The sequence below is a fragment of the Actinomadura sp. 9N407 genome, assembly GCF_044326315.1.
Lineage (GTDB): Bacteria > Actinomycetota > Actinomycetes > Streptosporangiales > Streptosporangiaceae > Spirillospora.
This window is the reverse complement of the sequence record NZ_JBIRAW010000006.1, coordinates 62,481-81,075: the sequence shown is the minus strand read 5'-3', so window position 1 is coordinate 81,075 and position 18,595 is coordinate 62,481. Positions and strand designations below refer to the sequence as shown.

Below are 18,595 nucleotides of genomic sequence, written 5' to 3'. Positions count from 1 at the left end.
GGCGCTTCAGCCTGCCCGACCGCGGCGTGATTCCGCCGGGAAACCAGCAGGTCAGACCCTGAACCGGGATAATGAAGCCGCACAGGGATATGTGCTGCAGGGCAGCGCGGCATTCGGTCGCGGGACTGTCCCACAGCGCCGTTTGGCCTCGGCGCTCACTCCGGGCTATCCGTAGGCCTGATTCGTCGAGCCAGCATCGAGATCTGGCCCACATTCCGGGAATTTGAGCCAGATCCTGTTCTCAGATCTACTCCTGTCCAGGCCCTCGTCGGCATCAACTGCGGCCGCCGCGGCCGGTGCGCCGGCGACGTCGCGGGCGGCGACCCCCGTCACCCAGAGCGTTGTCAGGTACTGCGGACGTGGGTGAAGGACCCGGCCGCCACGATCGCGGCCTGGGCCAGCACCGGCGCGGTCGGATGTTTGTATGCGGCCTTGGCGGAAAACCTGTGAAGGATGGCAGATTTTCTAGTCTTCCTTCCTCGGCGGCGCCCATAAACTCAGAGGAATGATGAAGATGGACCGTTGGAAATTCCTCGCTGTCGTGGGCGGGCTGGTGGTCGCATTGGTGACGTCGCTGGCCACACCCGCCGCCGCCGTCGCGTATCCGACCGCCTACAACACCAGGCACGATTATGTGACGTCTGCAACGTACCAAAACGACCCGACTCGATGTGTGGAACGAAGAATCTATCTGGCCGAAGGTCATTATAACTGGCATCGGCATTTCTATCTCGCGGAGTGGGTCATACGGGACAACTTTTATCTGGGTGCCGGTTGGTACACCTGGAAGGACTGTCTCGACCCTCTCTCGAACGGAAACTACAACCAAACCAGCAACCTAGATCCTGACAACCCCAACTGGGTATCGGTGAACTACTCTTTCACGATATGGGTGGTGCTGCCGAACTACAGTACGTGGGGTTCATCCCTGGATCCACTGTTCTAGGGAGGTCTATGCGAAAGACCTCAACTGTCACCGGTCGTTGAAGGAATGCATCCACAATCGACCCACCGGGGTCAACCCAGAGAGTGCACCAGGCGGAGCCGAATGATTAGCGATCATCCGGTTCCGCTCGTGTTAGCGGGTGAAATAATGGCTCGTATCATACGGATACTCGTCCAGGAACCCAAGGCCGGGAACCTGCGTCTCATCTGCGGGGGTGTGACATGAGCGATGCGGGATGATTCTTCAAGTTACTGGTGCCGCTAACTGCAGTTGGTATTGTCCTTTTCTCTGCGCTGCAGTTACCGCTGCCTACGCCGCGCTCCGGGACACCTTCTGGGGCGCGGCCGCCGGAACCGTCGCGGGCGGTCGGGCGGTGTTCGCCGGCGCGGGGAACGATCACCTGGTGTATGTGTGGGATGCCGGGACGGGGCGGCTGCTGGGTGAGCCGCTGGTCGGCCATGGCAGCAGCGTCAAGGCCGTCGCGACCTTCAGGTTGCCGGGCGGTGGGCTGGGCGTCGCCTCGGGCGGCGATGATGGCACGGTGCGGCTGTGGGACGCCGAAGCCGGGACACCGGTGGCTGAGCTGTTGACCGGCCACGATGGGTGGTTCACCGAGCTCACCACGCTGGAGTTGGGTGACGGTTGCACCATGGTGGCGGCCGGCTAGGTCGACTACGGCGCGGATCGGCGGGTCCTTTATCGGTGGGACGCGGCCACCGGTGACCTGATCGGTGATCCCATCGTGTCCGGGGTGGGGGAGGGAGGCCTGTCGGGGGCATGGATCGGTGGTCGGCCGAGGTTGTTGTCCTTCAACGACGACGGAGCGATCATCCAGCGGGATGCGATCACCGGCGAGTTCTGCGCCGAGCCGGTGTGGACGGGATGCGGTTTCGCGCAGGCCATGCTCCCCGACGGGACCAGCCTGATAGCGATAGGAGCGCAAGACGGCTCCCGCTCGATCCGCAGCCTACGCTCGTCCTGAGCGTCTGAGGCGGCCTGCGCCCCGCGCTGATGGTTGAGGGTCATGAGTCGTGAAAGAAGGGGCGCATGGGATGACGTTGCCCGCCGGTAGGAGTCATGCGTGGGCGGTCTCGGTCAAGGGCGTCGTGTTCGATGCCGTCGGCCGAGTCCTGCTTCTACGGAACGAACGTCAGGAGTGGGAGTTGCCGGGAGGGCGGTTGGAGTTCGCCGAGACGCCCGAACAGTGCGTGGTGCGCGAGATAGCCGAGGAGACCGGCTGGAAGGCCGAGGCGGGCCCGCTTCTGGACGTGTGGGTGTACGAGCCCATCCCGCGCGCCAGAGTTCTCATCGTCACCTACGGCTGTCACGTCGTTGACACTGACACGCCGCCGCGGTTGAGCCATGAGCACAAGGAGATCGCCCTCTTCGGCAGTGACCAGGTCACGGGCCTCAAGATGCCGGACGGGTACAAGCAGTCGGTCCGCGCCTGGTATGAACGCAGATAGGGCTCCGGTGACCTCTGGCTGATGGCCATTGCGCCTCTTCTCCATGGTTGTGCCAGTCAACAGTGCCCAACACTTGACGCCCATCGCGAAGTGGGGCCTCCATGAATCTCGTCGCCGTTCAATTTCCGTTCGGTGGCTTCGGGGGAACATGGAGTGGAGGTCATCGACCGTGGCTCTTTCAGAACGCTTCTCGCATCCGGGCGCGCACGTGGTTCTGTCATGAAGGAGTTCTGAGATGGCGTCGAGTCTTTCCGGGAGGGCGGATTCAAGCCTGCCAGGGGCGGCGATTTATCGCAGCCCTTCTGGCGGATTTCGACTGCGTCTCCGATGTCGAATGGTGGCGCGGCCGAACTAATCAGTAACGCTCTGCTGTATACGCGATCGGGAGAGGCAGGGGGCTGGTTCGGTGTGGAGGTCGTCTGTAACGGCCCTGTCTGGATCGCTGTACGTGATCGGGTGGAAGCCGCGTCCTGATCGTTCACGCCGAACAGCCGGCGGGCACTCCGATCGAGAACGGCCGGGGACTGCTGGGCGTGGTGAGGATGGCGGCGGAGTTCGGCTTCCGGGCGACTCCGGAGAAGGGGCATACGGTCTGGGCGCGCCTGCCGGGGCGTTCCAGTTCATCGGGGGACCAGCCGGGGGACCAGTTATGACTGGCACGGGCTGGAACTCTCTTATGGCCGGGTTCAAGTCGACTCGGCCATCTTGCAGCCCGGCACTCTGCTATCAAGCCGGACGGGGGGCTCTCTCCATGTTGATCGGCATGGCGCGGAGTCATCCGCATCTACGGGGGCAGCCGACCGCTGGTACCCGCCACCCGAACATGTCTCACCCCTGGGGCCGCCTGGGCTACCGGTCTCTACGACGTTTGTTATGCCTGCGGTGGACGGTGCCCGGTGCGGGCGGAGGAGCTGGAGGTGCACCAAGTACTACGTCGGGAAAAAGCCTCACCCAGTGCCACAGCATGCCGCAGTCGTTCGCCTCGGTGGCGATTTCCTGGCCACAGGCTTCGCAGATCAGGTTGGGGCCGTAGTGCGGGTCGAATCCGCAGCATCCGCCCATGTGTTCGCGCTTGGGATGGGGCGCTAAAGCGATGAGATCGTCCACATTCACCACGATCGTTCTACGCGGGCCGTTCGACGTGATCAACCGGTCGCTTTCAGGGACCGGGACAAAAGGTGGCCCGAACGGTTCGGGGTCGATGGCGAAGCGGCCGCGCGGGATCAGCTGCGGCGCATCTGCATGGATGTCAGGCCGACCGGGCGGTTCGCGGCCGGGGTGGTAGCCGGTCTCCTCCAGGTCCAGAGTCACCGCTGTACCGCACCGGCTGCAGGTGAACATGACCACAACGAGAACCTAGCGCGACCCCGGTCACTCGTCCGATATTTCACCATCACGCAGCCCGAGCAACATCGACCGAGCCCGCTCGGTCGGGTGCTGGCCTCTGAGCCGTGAGCTTCGGCCCCGTGCCCGTACGAGAGGTGGCGGGTGGAACTCGACCGGGTTGGAAGCGGATTCTTTCCAGGGCTGATTCACACAGCTCAGAGGTTCCAACAGCAGAGTGATCTCCATCGACGTTGTCACTGGATCAGGCGCCGAGATTGTTAGCGTCTTCGGGGTGTGGTTACTGTGGGCAGGGCTGGACATTGGTGGGAGTACATGTGGATTGGCTGCCGGGCAAGAGGCGGCGGAGCAGCGATGAGGACCTGCGGGACAGGCAGAAAGCGATTGCGAAACTGCGGGAGCGAGCCGCATCCGCCCCCGCCCGGAACCGTCCCAAGCTCGCCGCCGCGTTGAACGATCTCGCCATCGAACTCGCGGCGCAGGGGCGACCGGCCGAGGCGTTACCGGCAGCGCACGAGGCGCTGGCGATCGAGCGGGAACTGGCCCAGGCCAAGCCCGCCCGGTACCGTCCCGATCTGGCGACCTTGCTGTACAACCTCGGCCTCACACTGATGGAGCTGGAACGCCCGGGTGAGGCCCTGGCCGCAGAGCAGGAGGGACTGGCGATCCGGCGGGAACTGGCCGAGACCGGCCCTGCCCGTCATCGTCTTGAGGTCTCGGAGTCGCTGAACAACCTTGCCAACACGTTGAGAAAGCTGGGCCGGTCGTCTGAGGCGTTGCCGCTCGGCCAGGAGGTCGTGGCGATCAGGCGGGAGCTGGCCAGGACCGACCCGGCCCGCTACCGCGCCACCCTTGCGGCGGCGTTGTACAACCTCGGTATCGCGTACGCGGACCTTGGACGGCCGGCTGAGGCGTTGCCGATCGAGGAGGAAGCGGAGGCGATCTGGCGGGAGCTGGTCGATAGCGGCTCCGATCGCGCCATCTCCGACCTCGCCGTCACGTGTGCCACCCTCGGCGCCAGGTTCACGGAGTTGGGACGTGCCGCTGAGGGCCTCCCCTTCGCACAGGAGGCGGTGGAGATCTACGGGGCGATGTTCGAGGGCAATCCCTTCCACGGTCGGCACCTGGCCGACGCGTTGTCCGTCCTCGGCGACGCACTCCAGCAGTTGGGGCGTCAGGAGGAGGCCCAAGCCGCACGGAACGAGGCGGCCCGATACGAGCAGGGCACCTGACGCCACCGCTCGACGCGCTCACGGGAACCTGGGCACAACGGTCATGCGCCTTGAGCCGAACGGCAACCGGGCAGCGCCCTTTGATGCCGCGCTTCACCAGCTCCGAGTGGCGATCAGGTCTTCCAGGTCCGCCTCTGCGAAGCCGTACGCCGATGCCAGGAACCCGAAGTCCGCGGCGATCAACTCTCGCGCCACGGTCTCGATCTCGCTGTCGGCGGCGCAGAACTCATCGTCCAGAGCGTTGAACTCCTCGGTCGCGGCCTGCGTGAGCGCGTACAGGGCGTCCAGATCAGGTGGCCGCTCGGTCTCGATCCGCTCGCACACCCGCAGCAGGATCGCCTTCCCCTTGTCGACCAGATGATCGGGAAAGTACCCGTCGTTGTACATGCCCTTCAGGAAGGCGTGACCGGCTATCTGTTGGTTCGTGAGCGACACCGTGTTCTCCCCCTGCTCCAGACCGGATGCCGATACTGCCCTGCACCACCGACAACCCTCACCAGACCTCTGGCGGGACTTGGCAGTGACCGAGCGTGGAGTACCTGGCGAGCAGTCGGACCGGGCCCTGTGTGTAGGACGCCTTAGCTCGAGCGAGACGTTTCCCACGAACACCCTGTCGCCGGGCTTGCCTCCGCGCTCAAGGCTGGCGCACTGACCGCGGACGCCGTCGCCCTGGAGGCACGCAAGGCGGCCGAAGCCGACGATGTCGCGGCTCCTGTCCCGGCCAAGCCGGACCGAACGAACGTGACCTCGCTGACCGAACGGCGGCTGGCCCGACACCCGGTCGCCTCCCTCGGTCGCGGCCTACGACCACTTGCCGCGAGCACGGCAGCCGGCCGACCGACCCGCCATCCATGGAGAGATGCCGTGACACTCCAACGACACCGCGGGCTGACCGAACAGGCCGCCGACGCCGCCGTTGACCAGGCATGCCGCATGCTCCGGCTGCCGACCATTCGGGCCCAGTTCCCCCACCTGGCCGAAGCCGCCGCCCGCGACCAGATGTCCTATCGCGGCTTCCTCTCCGAACTCCTGATGGCCGAGTGCGACGACCGGGCCCGCCGCCGCTCCGAACGGCGCATCAAGGCGGCGCAGTTCCCGCGGGAGAAGTCACTGCGGACCTTCGACTTCGAGGCAACGGGAACATCGACGCCGCGGTCATCCCCACCCTGGCGGCCTGCGAATGGGTCAAGAAGGGCGTGCCGCTCTGCCTGATCGGCGACTCCGGCACCGGCAAGTCCCACCTGCTGATCGAGCTCGGCACCGAGGCCGCCATGGCCGGCTTCCGGGTCCGCTACACACTCGCCACCAAACCGGTCAACGAGCTGGTCGAAGCTGCGGACGAGAGGATCCTGACCAAAACCACCGATCCGCGGCTCTGCGTGGCCATCATCGACCGCCTCACCTTCGGCGGGACCGGCACGGAGTCCTACCGGCTTGCCAGCACCAGGGCAGCCCGAGCACAGGGCACTATCGCGGGCTGACCTGCCGAATTTCATCGTCACCCGACGATGACCATTCACGTCGGATCAGCCCCGGACCACGTCGGTGGCTGGTCCGGGGCCGGGCTGGATGCCACGGCATCGTGTCAGGCTGTCCCGCAGCGACTGCGGAGGAGTTCCACACCGTCGCCTTCGAGATCGTCGCAGTAGGTCGCGCGCCCGGTCATGGCCATTACCAAGTTCAAGGTGCGGCCGGACACGAGGGGCCCGGAGCCGGTCGTGAACGGGCCGTCATCCGCTACAAGTCTCAGGCCACCGATACGTCCCTTGGCAACGACCACGAGGTCTGAGCCTTGGTAGTACTCGGCCGTCTGCGTGACGACCCCGATCGGATAGTCGTGGCGGATGCCCAGCGGGCGGCGGATGTCCTCACCGTGCACGATCGTCTCGCCCAGCATGGCGATGACAGGCAAGGGAGGCTTGGTCGTGCTCGGGACGATGCGCCGGAAACGTTCAAGGGTCTCGCCCGGGGTCGCGCCGAGCTGCTCGGCCAGCCGCATGGCCACCTGCTTGTCGAAGTCGAACCGGCAGCGGATCACACCCGCCAGCCAGCTCACGGTGTTGAGGCTCGCGCTCGCGGTCAGGTGCGCCAGCACCTCACGCACCGTCAAACCGGCGCACAGCGACGGCGTTGCCCACTGCTCGTCCGTCAGATCCGCGAGATCGGCCGCCAGCGCCGCTCGCTCGGTGCGGATCAAGGGCCAGAACCCGGTCTCGCGATTGCGGTCTGCCCTCAGTGCCGGATCAGTCATATGAGCTGGACTCCTGTCAAGGATCGTGATCTGCGTTGCCCCCGGCCCGAACAGTGGACGTCCGGCAGGGGCGTTCCTGAAGAAGACTCATGCTCCGGAGCAAAATCATCGCCAGCGGGCGATCTTTCTCCGACGACTGACCCCGGATCACACGCGCACCGGTAGCTCAGGTTGAGGTGACACGTTCATCGGCACCGACATGATGCGACTGCTCGGGGTCAGGTGTTGCGATTACCTTTAGACCCCCAAGCTGGTAGGTGGGAAGCAATGCTTGGAACCTGTGGATCACCGGGAAGGGGGTACCCTCCCGGATCACTTGGTGTAAGCGTCGACCTCGGCCTGCAACGCCTCGGCCAGCATCCGGCAGGCGCCCTCGCAAGCGATCTCATCGATCAACGACGCGGCCGGACGCATCTCGTCACCCTGGTCGCGGTCAGACGGGTCGGGAACTACGTTGAGCATTCGGGGTGTGCCTTCCCAGCCAACGTTGCCGCGTCGGCCTGCTTGGAGAACCTGCTCGCCCGGTTCGTCGACGAGCGTGTTTCTTACGGCCGCCGCCTGGTCGTTCGTAACGGTTACTACCAGCCCCGGCAGGTCCTCACCTCGGCCGGGGCGGTCGAGGTGAAGGCGCCGCGGGTCAACGAGAGACGCCTCGACCCGGTCACCGGTGAACGGGAGCGGTTCTCCTCGGCGATCCTGCCGCCGTGGTGCCGCAAAAGTCCGCGCATCACCGAGGTGCTGCCGCTGCTGTACCTGCACGGCTTGTCGTCGGGGGATTTCGTGCCGGCGCTCGGGCAGTTCCTCGGCTCGACTGCCGGGCTGTCGTCCTCGGTCATCACCCGGCTCACCGAGCAGTGGAAGGCCGAGCAACGTGCGTTCGGCGCTCGTGACCTGTCCGAGGTCGACCATGTCTACCTGTGGGCTGACGGGATCCACGTCAACATCCGGCTGGAGGAGCACAAGTTGTGCCTGCTGGTGGTGATCGGGGTGCGTGCCGAGGGCCGCAAAGAACTCGTCGCGCTCGCCGACGGCTACCGCGAATCCACCGAGTCGTGGGCCGGCCTGCTGCGCGACTGCCGCCGCCGCGGCATGGGCGTCCCCGCGCCGGCGGTCGGTGACGGGGCGCTGGGGTTCTGGGGCGCGCCGCTGGAGGGGTTCCCCGAAACCCGCGAGCAGCGCTGCTGGTTTCACAAGATCGCAGACTGCCGGGGTGCGCCCCCGAAGTCGGCGCACCCCGGCGCCAAGAAGGCGCTGGCCGAGATCTGGAACGCCGAGGACAAGACCCATGCCCGGAAGGCGGTGCAGGCCTTCGCCGACGCCTATGGCGCCAAGCACCCCAAGGCCGTCGCCAAGGTCACCAAAGGACCCGGCTCACGCGCCGCCGGCCTCGCCATGGCGTTCAAACTCATCGAGTCGGCCCAGGCCCGCTTGCGCGCCGTCAACGCATCGCACCTGGACGCTCTCGTCCGGGCCGGAGCCCGCTTCGAACACGGCCGACTCGTTGAGCGCGGGGAACAGGCCGCATGAGCGACCGCGTCCGCATGTGGTGCCTGCGCCATGCCGAGTCCGGGAACGTCACTACCGGCACTGCGGGAGCCGTTCCGACCGTGCCGCTGACGGCACACGGCCGCCACCAGGCCCTCGCTGCAGCCCAGATCCTCGCAGACGAGCCGATCACCAGGATCTACTCCAGCACGGCGGTGCGGGCACGGCAGACCGCAGCGCACCTGGCCGCCGTACCGGACCTCGTCATCACGGCGATGCCGGAGCTGGCCGAGGTCGGTATCGGCAAGCACGAGGGCACCAAAGACCCGGCGATCCGCGCCCGGACAGCAGAAGTTCTTCACGCCTGGGTCGTCGAGCACGACTTGGGGCAACGGGTCTCAGACGGCGAAACAGGACACCAGGTCATCGCCCGCGTGACAGCGGCCTTCCAGCAGATCGCCGGAGCTCATCCCGGTGAGACCGTCGCCGTCGTCGGCCATGTCGCCAGCCTCACCGTCGCCCTCGGACGCCTATGCGCCCTCGGCTCCCAGATCTGGGGCACACCCCTGCCCCACGCTCGCCCCTTCCTCATCGAGTGGGACGGCCACACCTGGCACTGCCCAGCATGGCCCGGAGCAGTCGCTTAGCCCCTATCGGTCGGCCAGCGTTGCTGGCGCGCAGTGATGTCTCGAAGGATATGGAGATCTTGGTGCTGCGGCATGAGGTCGCGGTGCTGCGTCGTCAGGTCATCCGGCCTCGGCTGGAGTGGACCGCCGCCCTCGATGAAAGCCATGGCCGAACGCCTGCACTGCAGCGCCCCGAATCTGACCTTCATGGCCAACCAGCTCGCCGACCGCGGCCTGGTGGAGCGCGCCGTGGACCCGGCCGACCGCCGCTCCCGCGTCCTGATCCTGACCGCCAAGGGCCGGCGGGTCCGCGACGAGATCATCCGGGCCGCCCAGGAGAACAATCCGCTGGGGACGCTCAGCACCCGCGAACTACAGCAGTTCACAGCTCTGCTCAACCGCGCCCTCCGGCCCGGCGAGCACCAGAAGCACCTGATCAGGACATCCGTTCAGCGTGTTCTGCGGTAACAGGTCATCGGGCCGAACAGGCCCGGCACCGTTTCGAAGGGCGCCATGCCGAGCCGTTCGACGACGGCGGCCGAGGCGGCGTTGCCCTCGTCGATCTCGGCCAGCACCTCGGGCAGGCCGAGCGGCCCGAGGGCGTACTCCACCACGGCGAAGGCGGGCTCGGTGGCGTGCCCCTTGCCACAACTGCCGGGAGCCAGGCTGTAGACGACCTCCGGTCCCAAATCGTCCAGCGGCCGGATCCCGGCCGTGCCGACCAGGCCGGTCCCCTCCGCCTCCCGGACGAGCCAGAGGCCGTACCCGGCGGTGGCGAAACTCCGCACGCTGTCCTCGATGGCCCGCGTGATCTCCTTCGGCGAGAGGATCGCCCCGTCGAACAGGAACCGCCGTACCTCCGGCGCGGTCCAGTGCGCCAGCAGTTCCGCGTGGTCCCGCGCAGGCGCAGGACGCAGGACGCAGGACCAAGCGTTCCGTCATCAGGACCTGGTTCACAACAGCCAAGCCACCCCGCCCGTACCGTCACGATCCCGGGAACGCCCTGGCCCGCGAGTCCCTCGGGGCAAGCGGGGTCAGCCGTTGGGGGTGGCCACCAGCCGGCCGACGACTCCGCCCTCGCGCAGGCGGTCGAGCGAGGCGGGGATCTCCTCGAACCCCACGGTCGTGGCCGGAATCTCGAGCCGGCCGTCTGCCATGAAGTCGAGCACGGCCTTGATCGCGTGGGGCGGGCCACCGCGCGAGCCCTTCAGCGTCACGGGCTTGGAGGTGAGCTCCGCGGTGGAGATGGTGGCCTCGTTGCGGCCGAGGCCGACCTGTACGACCAGGCCACCGGGGCGGACAGCGGAGATCGCCCCGGCCGTGGTGGTTCCGAAGCCGGCGAAGTCGACGATCGTGTCGAGCTGGAGCGGGGCCAGCTCCAGTACGTCCTCGACGATGTCGATGACGCCGCGTTCCTTGGCGAGCGACCATGTCTCCCGCCGCGGCTCGGCCGCATAGACCTCGGCTCCCAGCAGGAACGCGAGTCGCGCTCCGGTCATCCCGAGACCGCCCAGGCCGACGATGCCGATGCGATCGCCCGACTTCAGGCCGGCGGAGTGCACGGCGCCGCCGTAGGACGTCGCGCCCGCGTCCACGGCGGCGGCGCCCTGGATGAACGAGACCGAGTCGGGCAGGCGGATCAGCGACGTCACCGGCGCCAGGCACTTGGTGGCGAACCCTCCGTCCGCGGTCCAGCCTGCGGCGTAGGCCTCGTCACCGGCGAAGACGACACGGTCTCCGACCGACAGCCCGTCGACGTCAGGTCCGACCCGGGAGACGATCCCGGCGGTCTCGTGGCCGAGGACCAGCGGGACGGTCGGAGGTGCGATCACACCGTCGAGGAAGCCCACATCGCTGTGGCACATGCCCGCGGCCTGGACGTCCAGCACGATGAATCCCGGACCGGGGACGGGATCGGGCCTCTCGATCAACTGCAGCGGCTGGTGCGCCCCGACGAATCGCCATGCTCTCATCCGTTGCTCCTTGCTGCTGGAGCCGCTCGCGTGTCAGCGCGGCGACGATGGGCGGAACTTAGCCACCAGAGCCCTCGCGGGAGGACTGTCCGGTGCGGAGCAGGAAGCGTTGCTGCGGCGCCTGAACGCCGGGCGGCGAGCCGGGCAGATCCGCGCGGACGCCGACCTGAAAAGCGCCGCCGACGCACTCACCGGCGCCGTCGTCGTCACGGTGCTCGCCCGGGCCCCGCTGACGACCGAGCGGGTCCGCACCCTGCTCGATGTGGTCCTCAACGGCATCGCGCCCAAACCGTCCGGCCTCGGTGCCGCGGGCTCCGACCGTTCGGTCGACGCTTCCTGATCACCAGCCCGCACAGCGAGGTGATCATGGACGGAGTGGCGTGGCGATGGTCGGTCCGTATGGTGTCGGCGCATGACCCAGTGCGGCCTCGACGATCCGGATCGCCTCGGCGGGATCGATGCCGACGTCGGCGATGACCGCCGCGTGGTCGCGGGCGGCACGGTGGGCCTTGCGGGTGCCGAGAACCCTGTCCGTGCAGGTCACGCGGCATGCTGATATTCGTTGAGGATTCCGCCGAGGCGTTGATGTCTTCGGATGTTCAGACGCCTGATCGGGACGAGCTCGGTGATCGGCGGGGGAAGCGGAACGCATGGGCGGGCGTTCGTTATACCCCGGTGGGGCGGTGCTCGTCGTAGAAGGCTTCGAACGAAGGCGCAGGATCGCGAAGGCGTTCGTACCGCCAGGTAGACCAATCGCAACAGCACAACCGACCATCGTGCCGCGGCGATCACCTCCAGCGCGGCCGTTCGGAGCTGATCGACCACTACCGCCGCACCTGACGCATGAGCGCCGGCCGATGCCGCTCTCACCTGCGTGGACGATATTTTCGGCACCCGCAGGGATCAGCCGTCTCAAGCAGCGCCGGGCCGTGGCGACCCGGTTCGACGAACTTGCGGGTCGGTTCGAGGCGACGGTTCAGGTCGCGGCGATTCATCAGTGGCCGTGAACCCTAGTCTGCCGTCGTGCGGATGCCCCAGCAGGAAAGGACGAGCCTGCGGTCATCACGGAGGGAGAGCGCGTTTCCTGGCATTGGCGCGGGGCGTGCATGGGGTTGCACCTTCCGTAGGGGCATGTGGTTCGGTGGACTTACGTCCCGATCCTTGAGGAAAGGTCCCTGCTCATGCATTCGTCCTTCATGCCACCTCGCCAGGTCAAGATCGGTGACGCGGCGGCCTTCGCCGGCACCACGCCGCGGGCGATTCGCCATTACCACGAGATCGGCCTGCTCCCCGAGCCTGAGCGGGGCGGCGATGACCGCCGCCGCTACGGGTACGAGGACATGATCCGACTGCTGTGGATTCGCAAGACGGCCGACGCCGGCATCGCCCTGGACGACATCCGTGACGCCTTTACCACCGGCACGGCTTCCGCCAGTGCGGACAGCGGAGACGGTATCGCGGGCATCCTGGAGCGGTTGGAGGAAACCCTCGCCGAGCAGGAGGCGGAACTGCGGCGGCAGCGGACCGTTGTGCAGCGGATGCGCACCGAAGGCAGCCGGATGGGTCTGCTCTCCGACTTCGTCACCGACCGCCTCAAGAGCCTGCCCGAGGACTCCCTGCGTCAGGCGGACCTGGACAGTCTGCTGGTCACTGAGCGGATCTTCGGCCCGCTCGGCGCGGCCGTCCAGACCACCCGCTTCGTCGTCCTGGCCACGCATCCCACTCTGCGGGAGGACTCCGACCGCGTCGATGACGCCGAGGAGGCACTCGATGACAGCGTCGCCGTCGATGATCCGCGGGTGGCTCAGGTGGCCGCCGAGCGGCACGCCTTCGAAAGCGCCCTGCAAGCCGTCATCGAGGAGTCCGGCCTAGAGAAGGACGACGATGCCCTCTTCGACGACTGGGAGCACCCTGCTACCGCCGATGATGGCGAGGACGAGGCCGACCTCAGTTCTGCCAGGCGGGAGGCTGATTCCATGAGCGTGTTCGAAGCCATCGGCAAGATGCCCTACGACTTCTCCCCAGCCCGCCTGCGCTGTATGGAACTGGCCGGAGAACTATCCGCCCAAGAGCCACCCGCCACCTGAAACACGGCCTAGCAGCGTGGGCGTCCGCGCCGGTGTTTCCACGGGCCTGCTCCCGCGAGCGAGAACCGGCCCAGATGTGAGGACGGCGCCAGCGATCTTCGCAACGGGGGATCGTTCGCCGTTGAAGTGAGCCCAGAGTGGTGTTTGAGCCGCACTGGGTTTCGTGAAGTGATGTGACCCTGGCCTGCTGGTTCGAACCGCCTGTGTTCGCAGGGTGCTCCCCCTATCGGTGGTGTAGGTGGCGGGTATGGCTGTTATCGAGAGTTCTGGTGCGGTGTATCGGCGGTGCGGCTGCGTCGATCCGCAGTCCGCGAAGGCCTGGGGCGATCAGTGAGCTGATTCCAACCTCACCTGGCTTGGTGGTGGAGGGTGAGAATGGCTCGGACGATGTCGCTCAGGCGGCTGGGTGAGCAGCGGGCCTTCCGTAGGATGTGCCAGCTCTTGCCGCCGACGCCCAGATCAGCTCACCATGCGGGTCGGTCAGGAACTGCACGTTCACCCCGTGCCGACGATGCTTTCCCGAGTGGTACAGCCGGTCGGCCGCCCCCGACAGTCGGTCGGTGGCGATCAGGGAGCCGTCCAGGATCACAAAAGCCTTGCGCGCCGCGATCCGCAGCGCCTGCCGCAGATCGGGCGCCAGTTCGGCCAGCAGTGCCACGACTTCGGTGACGTAGCGGTGCGCGGTGGCCCGTCGTGGCGCTGCTGGGGCTCGTGCTGGTGGGCGGCGCGCTGGTGGCGCTACCAGGCAAGACCGCGTTCCGGGTTCGCGGGCTGTTCCTAGCGACCTTGGTCGGGCCCGCCCAGTCGTCCAGCCGGACCTTCCTCGCCCGCATCGTCACACCCGAGCGGGAAGGCGAGGCGTTCGGGCTCTACGCCACCACAGGGCGCGCCGTCGGCTTTCTCGGACCGCTGGCCTTCAGCGGATTCATCGCGCTGTTCGACACCCAGCGGGCGGGCTTGGCCGGCAGCACCGTGGTCCTGTTGGTTGGGCTGGTGGCGCTGCTTCCGATCCGCCCGCCCGAGAGCGTTCGATGAGGGCCGACATGGGCCATGCAGGCTGACGGGAAACCAACTACTCCGCGAATTGTCACGGAAGCGAAGGCCCCGCTCCCTCATCGCATCATCCAGAGGTTGTCGGCTGGTCATGATCGAGAGCGGTATCGTCTTGGTCCGAACAGCTTTTGCAGCCGCGACGCAGCAGTTCCACGCCGCCCTGGAACCTCGTGGCGACGTTGAGGTGGTCGAGAAGTTCCGCCACGCGTCGGCTGAAGGTGCGTGGTGAGATCCCCAGCCTCTTGCTGGCCGCTTCGTCCGTCTGCCCGGACAGCAGGGCTGCGACGATCGGGAGCAGGTGGCTGGGAGCGTCCGGCGGAAGCATCTCGTGTGCGCCACGGCTGGAGCGGCAGGTCCTCGCCGCGCCCGGCGAGAGCCTGTCGACCGCCGGCGCCTCTGCGTTCCTTCGCGGGATATGCGCGTTAGCGGGACGTCTCTTTCTCTCCGCCCGCAGAGAATTGACATTGGGAAACTCTGGCGCCGCCTTGCGAGGGATACCTGAATGGCGTGTCAATGCCGTCCCGCTTCCTGTGCGGTCTACCGTTCCGAGCAACTCGGGACCGCATGGACGACGTCATTGCGATCATTCCTGAAGCCGCTCTTGGTCAGTGATGGCCAAGCTAGCGACACCCGCCTTTCATGTGCCTAACCTCGAAGTTTCGCGCGCCCAGCAGAACAGGGAGGTGAGGCTGCGTGAGTAGCTGATCCTTTGTGTTCGTAAGCGCGTCGTCGCTTGCCGGTGGAAGTCCGGTTCGGGCAGCTGCCAGAAGGACCGGGAGCAGGCTGGCGGCTCCGTCTGGAAACGGCGGGGTCGAAGCCCAGCGTCAAAAGCCCTGTGCAGGGGGGCGACGGTGTGGTCCGTAGCATTACACGAAGCCTGCGGCGTGGTTAGAGAGGCCCTCCGCGGCCCGGCGAGTGCCGGTTGCTTTCGTCACGTGCGAGCCGGGCGTCCAGCGTTCTCATGCCGTTGTCGTCGGAGATCCCGCTGAACAGTTCGCGAGCCTCTTCCCATGTGGCTTTGGCGGTGTGGTGGTCGCCGGCGGCGTTGTGGGCGTCGCCGAGGGAGCGGAGTGTTCGTGCCAGGTAGGCGATCCAGCCGCGGGTTCTCCAGACCTGGACCGAGCGTTCGAAGGCGGCGACTGCGGCGGGCAGGTCTCCTTCGGCCAGGTTCAGATGCCCGAGGACGCTGAGCGCGTCGGCGAGATGATGGCCGAAGTTGCCGTTCTCGCTGTGGGTCAGCGTCAGGTGGAGGGTCGCCCTGGCACGCTCGTCCCCGATCGCGACGAAAAGCTTGGAGAGGTAGAGCAGCGAGAACGTCTCCAGATAACGGTCGTTCAACCGTCGTGCCATCGCCAGGGACTTCTCCAGGAGTTCCGTGCCTTCCGAGATGTCACCGCAGAACGATTTCGCCGCGCCGAGGAACTGCGTGATCGTCGTGGTGTAGCGAGCGTTGCCGAGCGCCACGGCGACCTTCGTCGCCTGTTCCAGGACCACGACCGCGCCCTGCGGGTCGTCCTCGCCGTGGACGACCGCCATCACGTGATAAGCCCGCGCCTGGCCGCCGATGTAGTCGGCGTCGACGGCGATCCGCAGGGCGCGCTCCGCCAGGGCGAGGGCCTGCGGGGCGTTCCCATGGGCGGTCATGCCCCAGGCCAGGGCCACCAGGGCGTCGGCCACCCCGACCGGATCGTCGAGCATGGTGAACAGATCGAGGAGTCCGGACGCGGTGACCCGCATCTGTGTCATCGCAGGTCCGGGGCCTGCCGGTGCCGTCCAGGTGGTGACCTCCAGGAGGCCGCGCATCATCACGGCCTCGCCGCGCTTGTCACCGGTCTCACGGCAGAGCGCGAGCGTCCGCTCGTGCATGCGCTGCCAGCCGTCATACAACCCGCGCACGTTGAGATACTGCTCGGTGGACCCCGCGAGGTCCCACGCGAGTTCGGTCAGCCGCGCCTCGCATGCCTGTGCCACCCCGGCGACCAGTGCGGAGCGCTCGGCGCCGAACCACGCCATCGGGTCGGCCAGCAACGCTTCTGAGATCGCGGCGGGCAGCCGCCAGCGCGGCGCGGGACCGTGTATGGGCGCGTAGCAGGGACCCGGGACGCATTCCGCCGCGTTCTCCGCCAGTGCCAGCCAAGCTCCGAGGGCCCGCCGGATCGCGGCCTCCCGCTCGGGTTCGGAATCCTCACGCAGGGCTCGTTCGCGCGCGTACAGCCGGATCAGGTCGTGGAGCTTGTACCTGAGCGTGCCCGTCTCGTCCGTCCCTATGAGGTTCAGCAGGTGCGCGTCCACCAGGATCTCGATCTGGCGTTCGGCCTGCCGCGCCGGCACGTCCAGCAGGGCCGCCACCGCCCAGGAAGTGAAGTCGGGCGCGTCAAGCAGCCCGGCCAGCCGGAAGGCCCGCTTCGCGCCGGCCGGAAGCGTCCGGTAGCTCATCTCGAATCCGGCTCGGACGTCGAGGTCCCCCGCCACCAGTTCGTCCAGCCGGTATCGTTCCTCCCCGAGCACGCTGGCGAGGTGGGACAGGCTCCACTGCCGTCTGCCGACGAGCCTGGCCGCCGAGACGCGCACCGCCAGCGGGACCCGGCCGCACAGCCGGGTGATCTCCAAAGCCGTCTCCAGGTCGTCGCTGACGCGCTCGGGGCCGACGATCCTGATGAGCAGGGCCACGGCCTGGGCGGACGGCAGGACGTCGAGCTCCAGGAGGGCAGCACCCTCGAGAGTGACCAGGCGGACGCGTCCAGTGATGAGCACGGCCGTGCCGGGAGCCCCGGGCAGCAGCGGCCGCACCTGCTCCTCCCCGGCGACATTGTCGAGCAGGATGAGAATTCTGCGCCCGGCCAGGCAACTCCGGTAAAGCGCCACACATTCGTCCAGGGATTCGGGAATGCCGGCGGCACTGACACCCAGCGCGAACAGGAAGCGGCTGAGCACGTCCTCTGGGCGTACGGGGTCGGCGGAGGCACCGCCCAGGTCCGCGTAGAGCTGGCCGTCGGGAAAGGAATCTGCGATCCGGTGCGCGACGTGCACGGCGAGCGTGGTCTTACCCAGGCCGCCCAGACCCGCGACGCTGGCCATGGCGACGGTTCCGGGCCGTGGCTTGGTGAGGACCTCGGTGAGGTGTGCCACTTCGTCGCCCCTGCCCGTGAAGTCCGCGATGTCCGGCGGCAGTTCGGCGGGGGCGGGGACCGCCTGGCTCTCGGGCGTCGAGGCCGTGGCATGGATCGGACGGTCGGCGGCCAGGACGCGCAGGTGCGCCATCTGCACCTTTTCGCTTGGCTCGATGCCCAGCTCATTCGACAGACGCGCAGCGAGTTCATGGTAGGCACGCAGTGCCTCCACCGGTCTGTCGGCAGCCAGGAGCAGATCGATGAGTGCGGCGTGGAGCGGCTCATCATAGGGACGCTCGCGCGCCAGACTCCGCACCGTCCTGAGCGAGTTCTCCGGCGTCGCGGTCTCCCTGGCGGCCATGGCGAGTGCGAGGCCGGCCTGGCCGATCTCCTGTTCGAGCGAGTGGACGAGGGGGTCGGAACGGTTGATCCTTGCCATGCCGGAGAGCAGGGGGCCGCCGTGTTCCCCGAAGGCCGCGGAAAGGGCTTGGAAGCGCTCCTCCGGTTCGGACGCGGCGTGCGCCAGGGTGAGGGACGACGAGAACCGGCCGAGGTCCGACCGCTCCGGCGGGCAGTGCAGCAGGTAGCCGTCGGCATGGCCGATCGTGGGGGGCTCCGCCGTGCCGTCAAAGCCGGTGAACCATCTGCGCAGACGCGAGATGGCGACATGAACCGTCGCGTGACTGGTCTGGTGGGGGCGGTCCGCCCATACCAGATCGATGAGCCGGTCCACGGTCAGCGGTTCGCCGCGTGCGATGATCAGTGATCCCAGCAGGGCTTGGAGAACGGCGGAGCCGGGCGGCGTGACGCGAGACCCGCCGAGACGGACCTCCAAGCGCCCCAGAACCCGGAAGCAGGGATCCGTGGTAGGCATCTCGTCCGCCATTGAGTCCGCCAGCTTCTGACATCCCGAACCGGTTGCGATCTCGGAGAGAGAAGCTAGCACGGCGTCACGGCAGATCAGGGTCTGCTCAGTAAAGTTTCCATTGCCGAACAATGAGGAAAATTTGGACGATTCACTC

General features: G+C 67.2%; 18 protein-coding genes and 2 pseudogenes. 12 read left to right on the top strand and 8 right to left on the bottom strand.

Going from position 1 to position 18,595, the window contains the following annotated elements:
• The first annotated feature begins 505 nt into the window (after positions 1 to 505).
• The 3 genes from ACH34Q_RS11585 (at position 506) to ACH34Q_RS11575 (ending at position 2,412) form a co-directional block, all read left to right on the top strand.
• Positions 506 to 946, top strand: coding sequence for a hypothetical protein (locus ACH34Q_RS11585; RefSeq protein ID WP_395982833.1), 441 nt, complete (start codon positions 506 to 508; stop codon positions 944 to 946).
• Positions 947 to 1,181: 235 nt separating this feature from the next.
• Positions 1,182 to 1,613, top strand: a complete 432-nt coding sequence (locus tag ACH34Q_RS11580) for a hypothetical protein (RefSeq protein WP_395982832.1) — start codon at positions 1,182 to 1,184, stop codon at positions 1,611 to 1,613.
• 385 nt (positions 1,614 to 1,998) lie between these two features.
• Entirely contained in the window at positions 1,999 to 2,412 is a 414-nt protein-coding gene (locus tag ACH34Q_RS11575; RefSeq protein ID WP_395982831.1) for an NUDIX domain-containing protein, read from the top strand.
• An 849-nt stretch (positions 2,413 to 3,261) separates the two neighbouring features.
• Here the strand turns inward: ACH34Q_RS11575 and ACH34Q_RS11570 are convergent.
• Positions 3,262 to 3,723 (bottom strand): hypothetical protein, encoded by a 462-nt coding sequence (locus ACH34Q_RS11570; RefSeq protein WP_395982830.1) that lies wholly within the window; start codon positions 3,721 to 3,723, stop codon positions 3,262 to 3,264.
• Positions 3,724 to 4,073: 350 nt separating this feature from the next.
• Between ACH34Q_RS11570 and ACH34Q_RS11565 the strand changes: the two genes are divergently transcribed.
• Positions 4,074 to 4,988 (top strand): tetratricopeptide repeat protein, encoded by a 915-nt coding sequence (locus tag ACH34Q_RS11565; protein ID WP_395982829.1) that lies wholly within the window; start codon positions 4,074 to 4,076, stop codon positions 4,986 to 4,988.
• Positions 4,989 to 5,081: 93 nt separating this feature from the next.
• Here the strand turns inward: ACH34Q_RS11565 and ACH34Q_RS11560 are convergent, their stop codons facing one another.
• On the bottom strand, positions 5,082 to 5,423 hold the full coding sequence (locus tag ACH34Q_RS11560) for a DUF5713 family protein (RefSeq protein WP_395982828.1): 342 nt from the start codon (positions 5,421 to 5,423) through the stop codon (positions 5,082 to 5,084).
• 498 nt (positions 5,424 to 5,921) lie between these two features.
• On the opposite strand from ACH34Q_RS11560, the pseudogene ACH34Q_RS11555 reads away from it, so the two are divergent.
• Positions 5,922 to 6,469: pseudogene (locus tag ACH34Q_RS11555) on the top strand (ATP-binding protein).
• Between the two features lie 104 nt (positions 6,470 to 6,573).
• Here ACH34Q_RS11555 and ACH34Q_RS11550 read toward each other — a convergent pair.
• The gene (locus ACH34Q_RS11550; RefSeq protein WP_395982827.1) at positions 6,574 to 7,239 is read right to left on the bottom strand and encodes a maleylpyruvate isomerase family mycothiol-dependent enzyme; all 666 of its coding nucleotides are present in this window, start codon (positions 7,237 to 7,239) and stop codon (positions 6,574 to 6,576) included.
• Between the two features lie 471 nt (positions 7,240 to 7,710).
• Between ACH34Q_RS11550 and ACH34Q_RS11545 the strand changes: the two are divergent.
• From ACH34Q_RS11545 to ACH34Q_RS11535, 3 genes and pseudogenes are all read left to right on the top strand, one after another.
• Positions 7,711 to 8,766, top strand: a pseudogene (locus ACH34Q_RS11545) (IS256 family transposase); the annotation flags it as partial.
• A complete protein-coding gene (locus ACH34Q_RS11540; RefSeq protein ID WP_395982826.1) occupies positions 8,763 to 9,371 on the top strand; it encodes a histidine phosphatase family protein in 609 nt (202 codons plus the stop codon). The pseudogene ACH34Q_RS11545 and the gene ACH34Q_RS11540, both read left to right, overlap by 4 nt.
• 36 nt (positions 9,372 to 9,407) lie before the next feature.
• On the top strand, positions 9,408 to 9,818 hold the full coding sequence (locus ACH34Q_RS11535) for a MarR family winged helix-turn-helix transcriptional regulator (protein ID WP_395982825.1): 411 nt from the start codon (positions 9,408 to 9,410) through the stop codon (positions 9,816 to 9,818).
• Here the strand turns inward: ACH34Q_RS11535 and ACH34Q_RS11530 are convergent.
• Together ACH34Q_RS11530 and ACH34Q_RS11525 are read right to left on the bottom strand one after the other, a co-directional pair.
• Positions 9,800 to 10,267 carry a GNAT family N-acetyltransferase gene (locus ACH34Q_RS11530; protein ID WP_395983068.1) on the bottom strand — a complete coding sequence of 156 codons (468 nt, stop codon included), beginning with the start codon at positions 10,265 to 10,267 and terminating at the stop codon, positions 9,800 to 9,802. The genes ACH34Q_RS11535 and ACH34Q_RS11530 overlap by 19 nt on opposite strands.
• Before the next feature lie 117 nt (positions 10,268 to 10,384).
• Positions 10,385 to 11,323 (bottom strand): alcohol dehydrogenase catalytic domain-containing protein, encoded by a 939-nt coding sequence (locus ACH34Q_RS11525; RefSeq protein ID WP_395982824.1) that lies wholly within the window; start codon positions 11,321 to 11,323, stop codon positions 10,385 to 10,387.
• A 10-nt stretch (positions 11,324 to 11,333) separates the two neighbouring features.
• On the opposite strand from ACH34Q_RS11525, the gene ACH34Q_RS11520 reads away from it, so the two are divergent.
• The gene (locus ACH34Q_RS11520) at positions 11,334 to 11,663 is read left to right on the top strand and encodes a hypothetical protein (protein ID WP_395982823.1); all 330 of its coding nucleotides are present in this window, start codon (positions 11,334 to 11,336) and stop codon (positions 11,661 to 11,663) included.
• Positions 11,664 to 11,687: 24 nt separating this feature from the next.
• Here ACH34Q_RS11520 and ACH34Q_RS11515 read toward each other — a convergent pair whose 3' ends face one another.
• Positions 11,688 to 11,867, bottom strand: a complete 180-nt coding sequence (locus ACH34Q_RS11515; protein WP_395982822.1) for a hypothetical protein — start codon at positions 11,865 to 11,867, stop codon at positions 11,688 to 11,690.
• 637 nt (positions 11,868 to 12,504) lie between these two features.
• Here ACH34Q_RS11515 and ACH34Q_RS11510 point away from each other — a divergent pair.
• On the top strand, positions 12,505 to 13,410 hold the full coding sequence (locus ACH34Q_RS11510; protein ID WP_395982821.1) for a MerR family transcriptional regulator: 906 nt from the start codon (positions 12,505 to 12,507) through the stop codon (positions 13,408 to 13,410).
• A gap of 394 nt (positions 13,411 to 13,804) precedes the next feature.
• Here ACH34Q_RS11510 and ACH34Q_RS11505 read toward each other — a convergent pair whose 3' ends face one another.
• Positions 13,805 to 14,068, bottom strand: a complete 264-nt coding sequence (locus tag ACH34Q_RS11505; RefSeq protein ID WP_395982820.1) for a hypothetical protein — start codon at positions 14,066 to 14,068, stop codon at positions 13,805 to 13,807.
• A 35-nt stretch (positions 14,069 to 14,103) separates the two neighbouring features.
• On the opposite strand from ACH34Q_RS11505, the gene ACH34Q_RS11500 reads away from it, so the two are divergent.
• Positions 14,104 to 14,445, top strand: a complete 342-nt coding sequence (locus tag ACH34Q_RS11500) for an MFS transporter (protein ID WP_395982818.1) — start codon at positions 14,104 to 14,106, stop codon at positions 14,443 to 14,445.
• 109 nt (positions 14,446 to 14,554) lie between these two features.
• Complete coding sequence (locus ACH34Q_RS11495) at positions 14,555 to 14,692, top strand: hypothetical protein (protein ID WP_395982817.1); 138 nt, start codon at positions 14,555 to 14,557, stop codon at positions 14,690 to 14,692.
• Between the two features lie 659 nt (positions 14,693 to 15,351).
• Here the strand turns inward: ACH34Q_RS11495 and ACH34Q_RS11490 are convergent.
• Positions 15,352 to 18,447 (bottom strand): BTAD domain-containing putative transcriptional regulator, encoded by a 3,096-nt coding sequence (locus ACH34Q_RS11490; protein WP_395982816.1) that lies wholly within the window; start codon positions 18,445 to 18,447, stop codon positions 15,352 to 15,354.
• Positions 18,448 to 18,595 lie beyond the last annotated feature (148 nt).

What these genes read in the sequence shown, in the direction of transcription:
- ACH34Q_RS11550 (WP_395982827.1), bottom strand. Translation starts at nt 7,239, where the DNA reads ATGACTGATCCGGCACTGAGGGCAGACCGCAATCGCGAGACCGGGTTC.
- ACH34Q_RS11580 (WP_395982832.1), top strand. Translation starts at nt 1,182, where the DNA reads ATGATTCTTCAAGTTACTGGTGCCGCTAACTGCAGTTGGTATTGTCCT.
- ACH34Q_RS11490 (WP_395982816.1), bottom strand. Translation starts at nt 18,447, where the DNA reads ATGCCTACCACGGATCCCTGCTTCCGGGTTCTGGGGCGCTTGGAGGTC.
- ACH34Q_RS11585 (WP_395982833.1), top strand. Translation starts at nt 506, where the DNA reads ATGATGAAGATGGACCGTTGGAAATTCCTCGCTGTCGTGGGCGGGCTG.
- ACH34Q_RS11495 (WP_395982817.1), top strand. Translation starts at nt 14,555, where the DNA reads ATGATCGAGAGCGGTATCGTCTTGGTCCGAACAGCTTTTGCAGCCGCG.
- ACH34Q_RS11575 (WP_395982831.1), top strand. Translation starts at nt 1,999, where the DNA reads ATGACGTTGCCCGCCGGTAGGAGTCATGCGTGGGCGGTCTCGGTCAAG.
- ACH34Q_RS11525 (WP_395982824.1), bottom strand. Translation starts at nt 11,323, where the DNA reads ATGAGAGCATGGCGATTCGTCGGGGCGCACCAGCCGCTGCAGTTGATC.
- ACH34Q_RS11540 (WP_395982826.1), top strand. Translation starts at nt 8,763, where the DNA reads ATGAGCGACCGCGTCCGCATGTGGTGCCTGCGCCATGCCGAGTCCGGG.
- ACH34Q_RS11535 (WP_395982825.1), top strand. Translation starts at nt 9,408, where the DNA reads ATGTCTCGAAGGATATGGAGATCTTGGTGCTGCGGCATGAGGTCGCGG.
- ACH34Q_RS11510 (WP_395982821.1), top strand. Translation starts at nt 12,505, where the DNA reads ATGCATTCGTCCTTCATGCCACCTCGCCAGGTCAAGATCGGTGACGCG.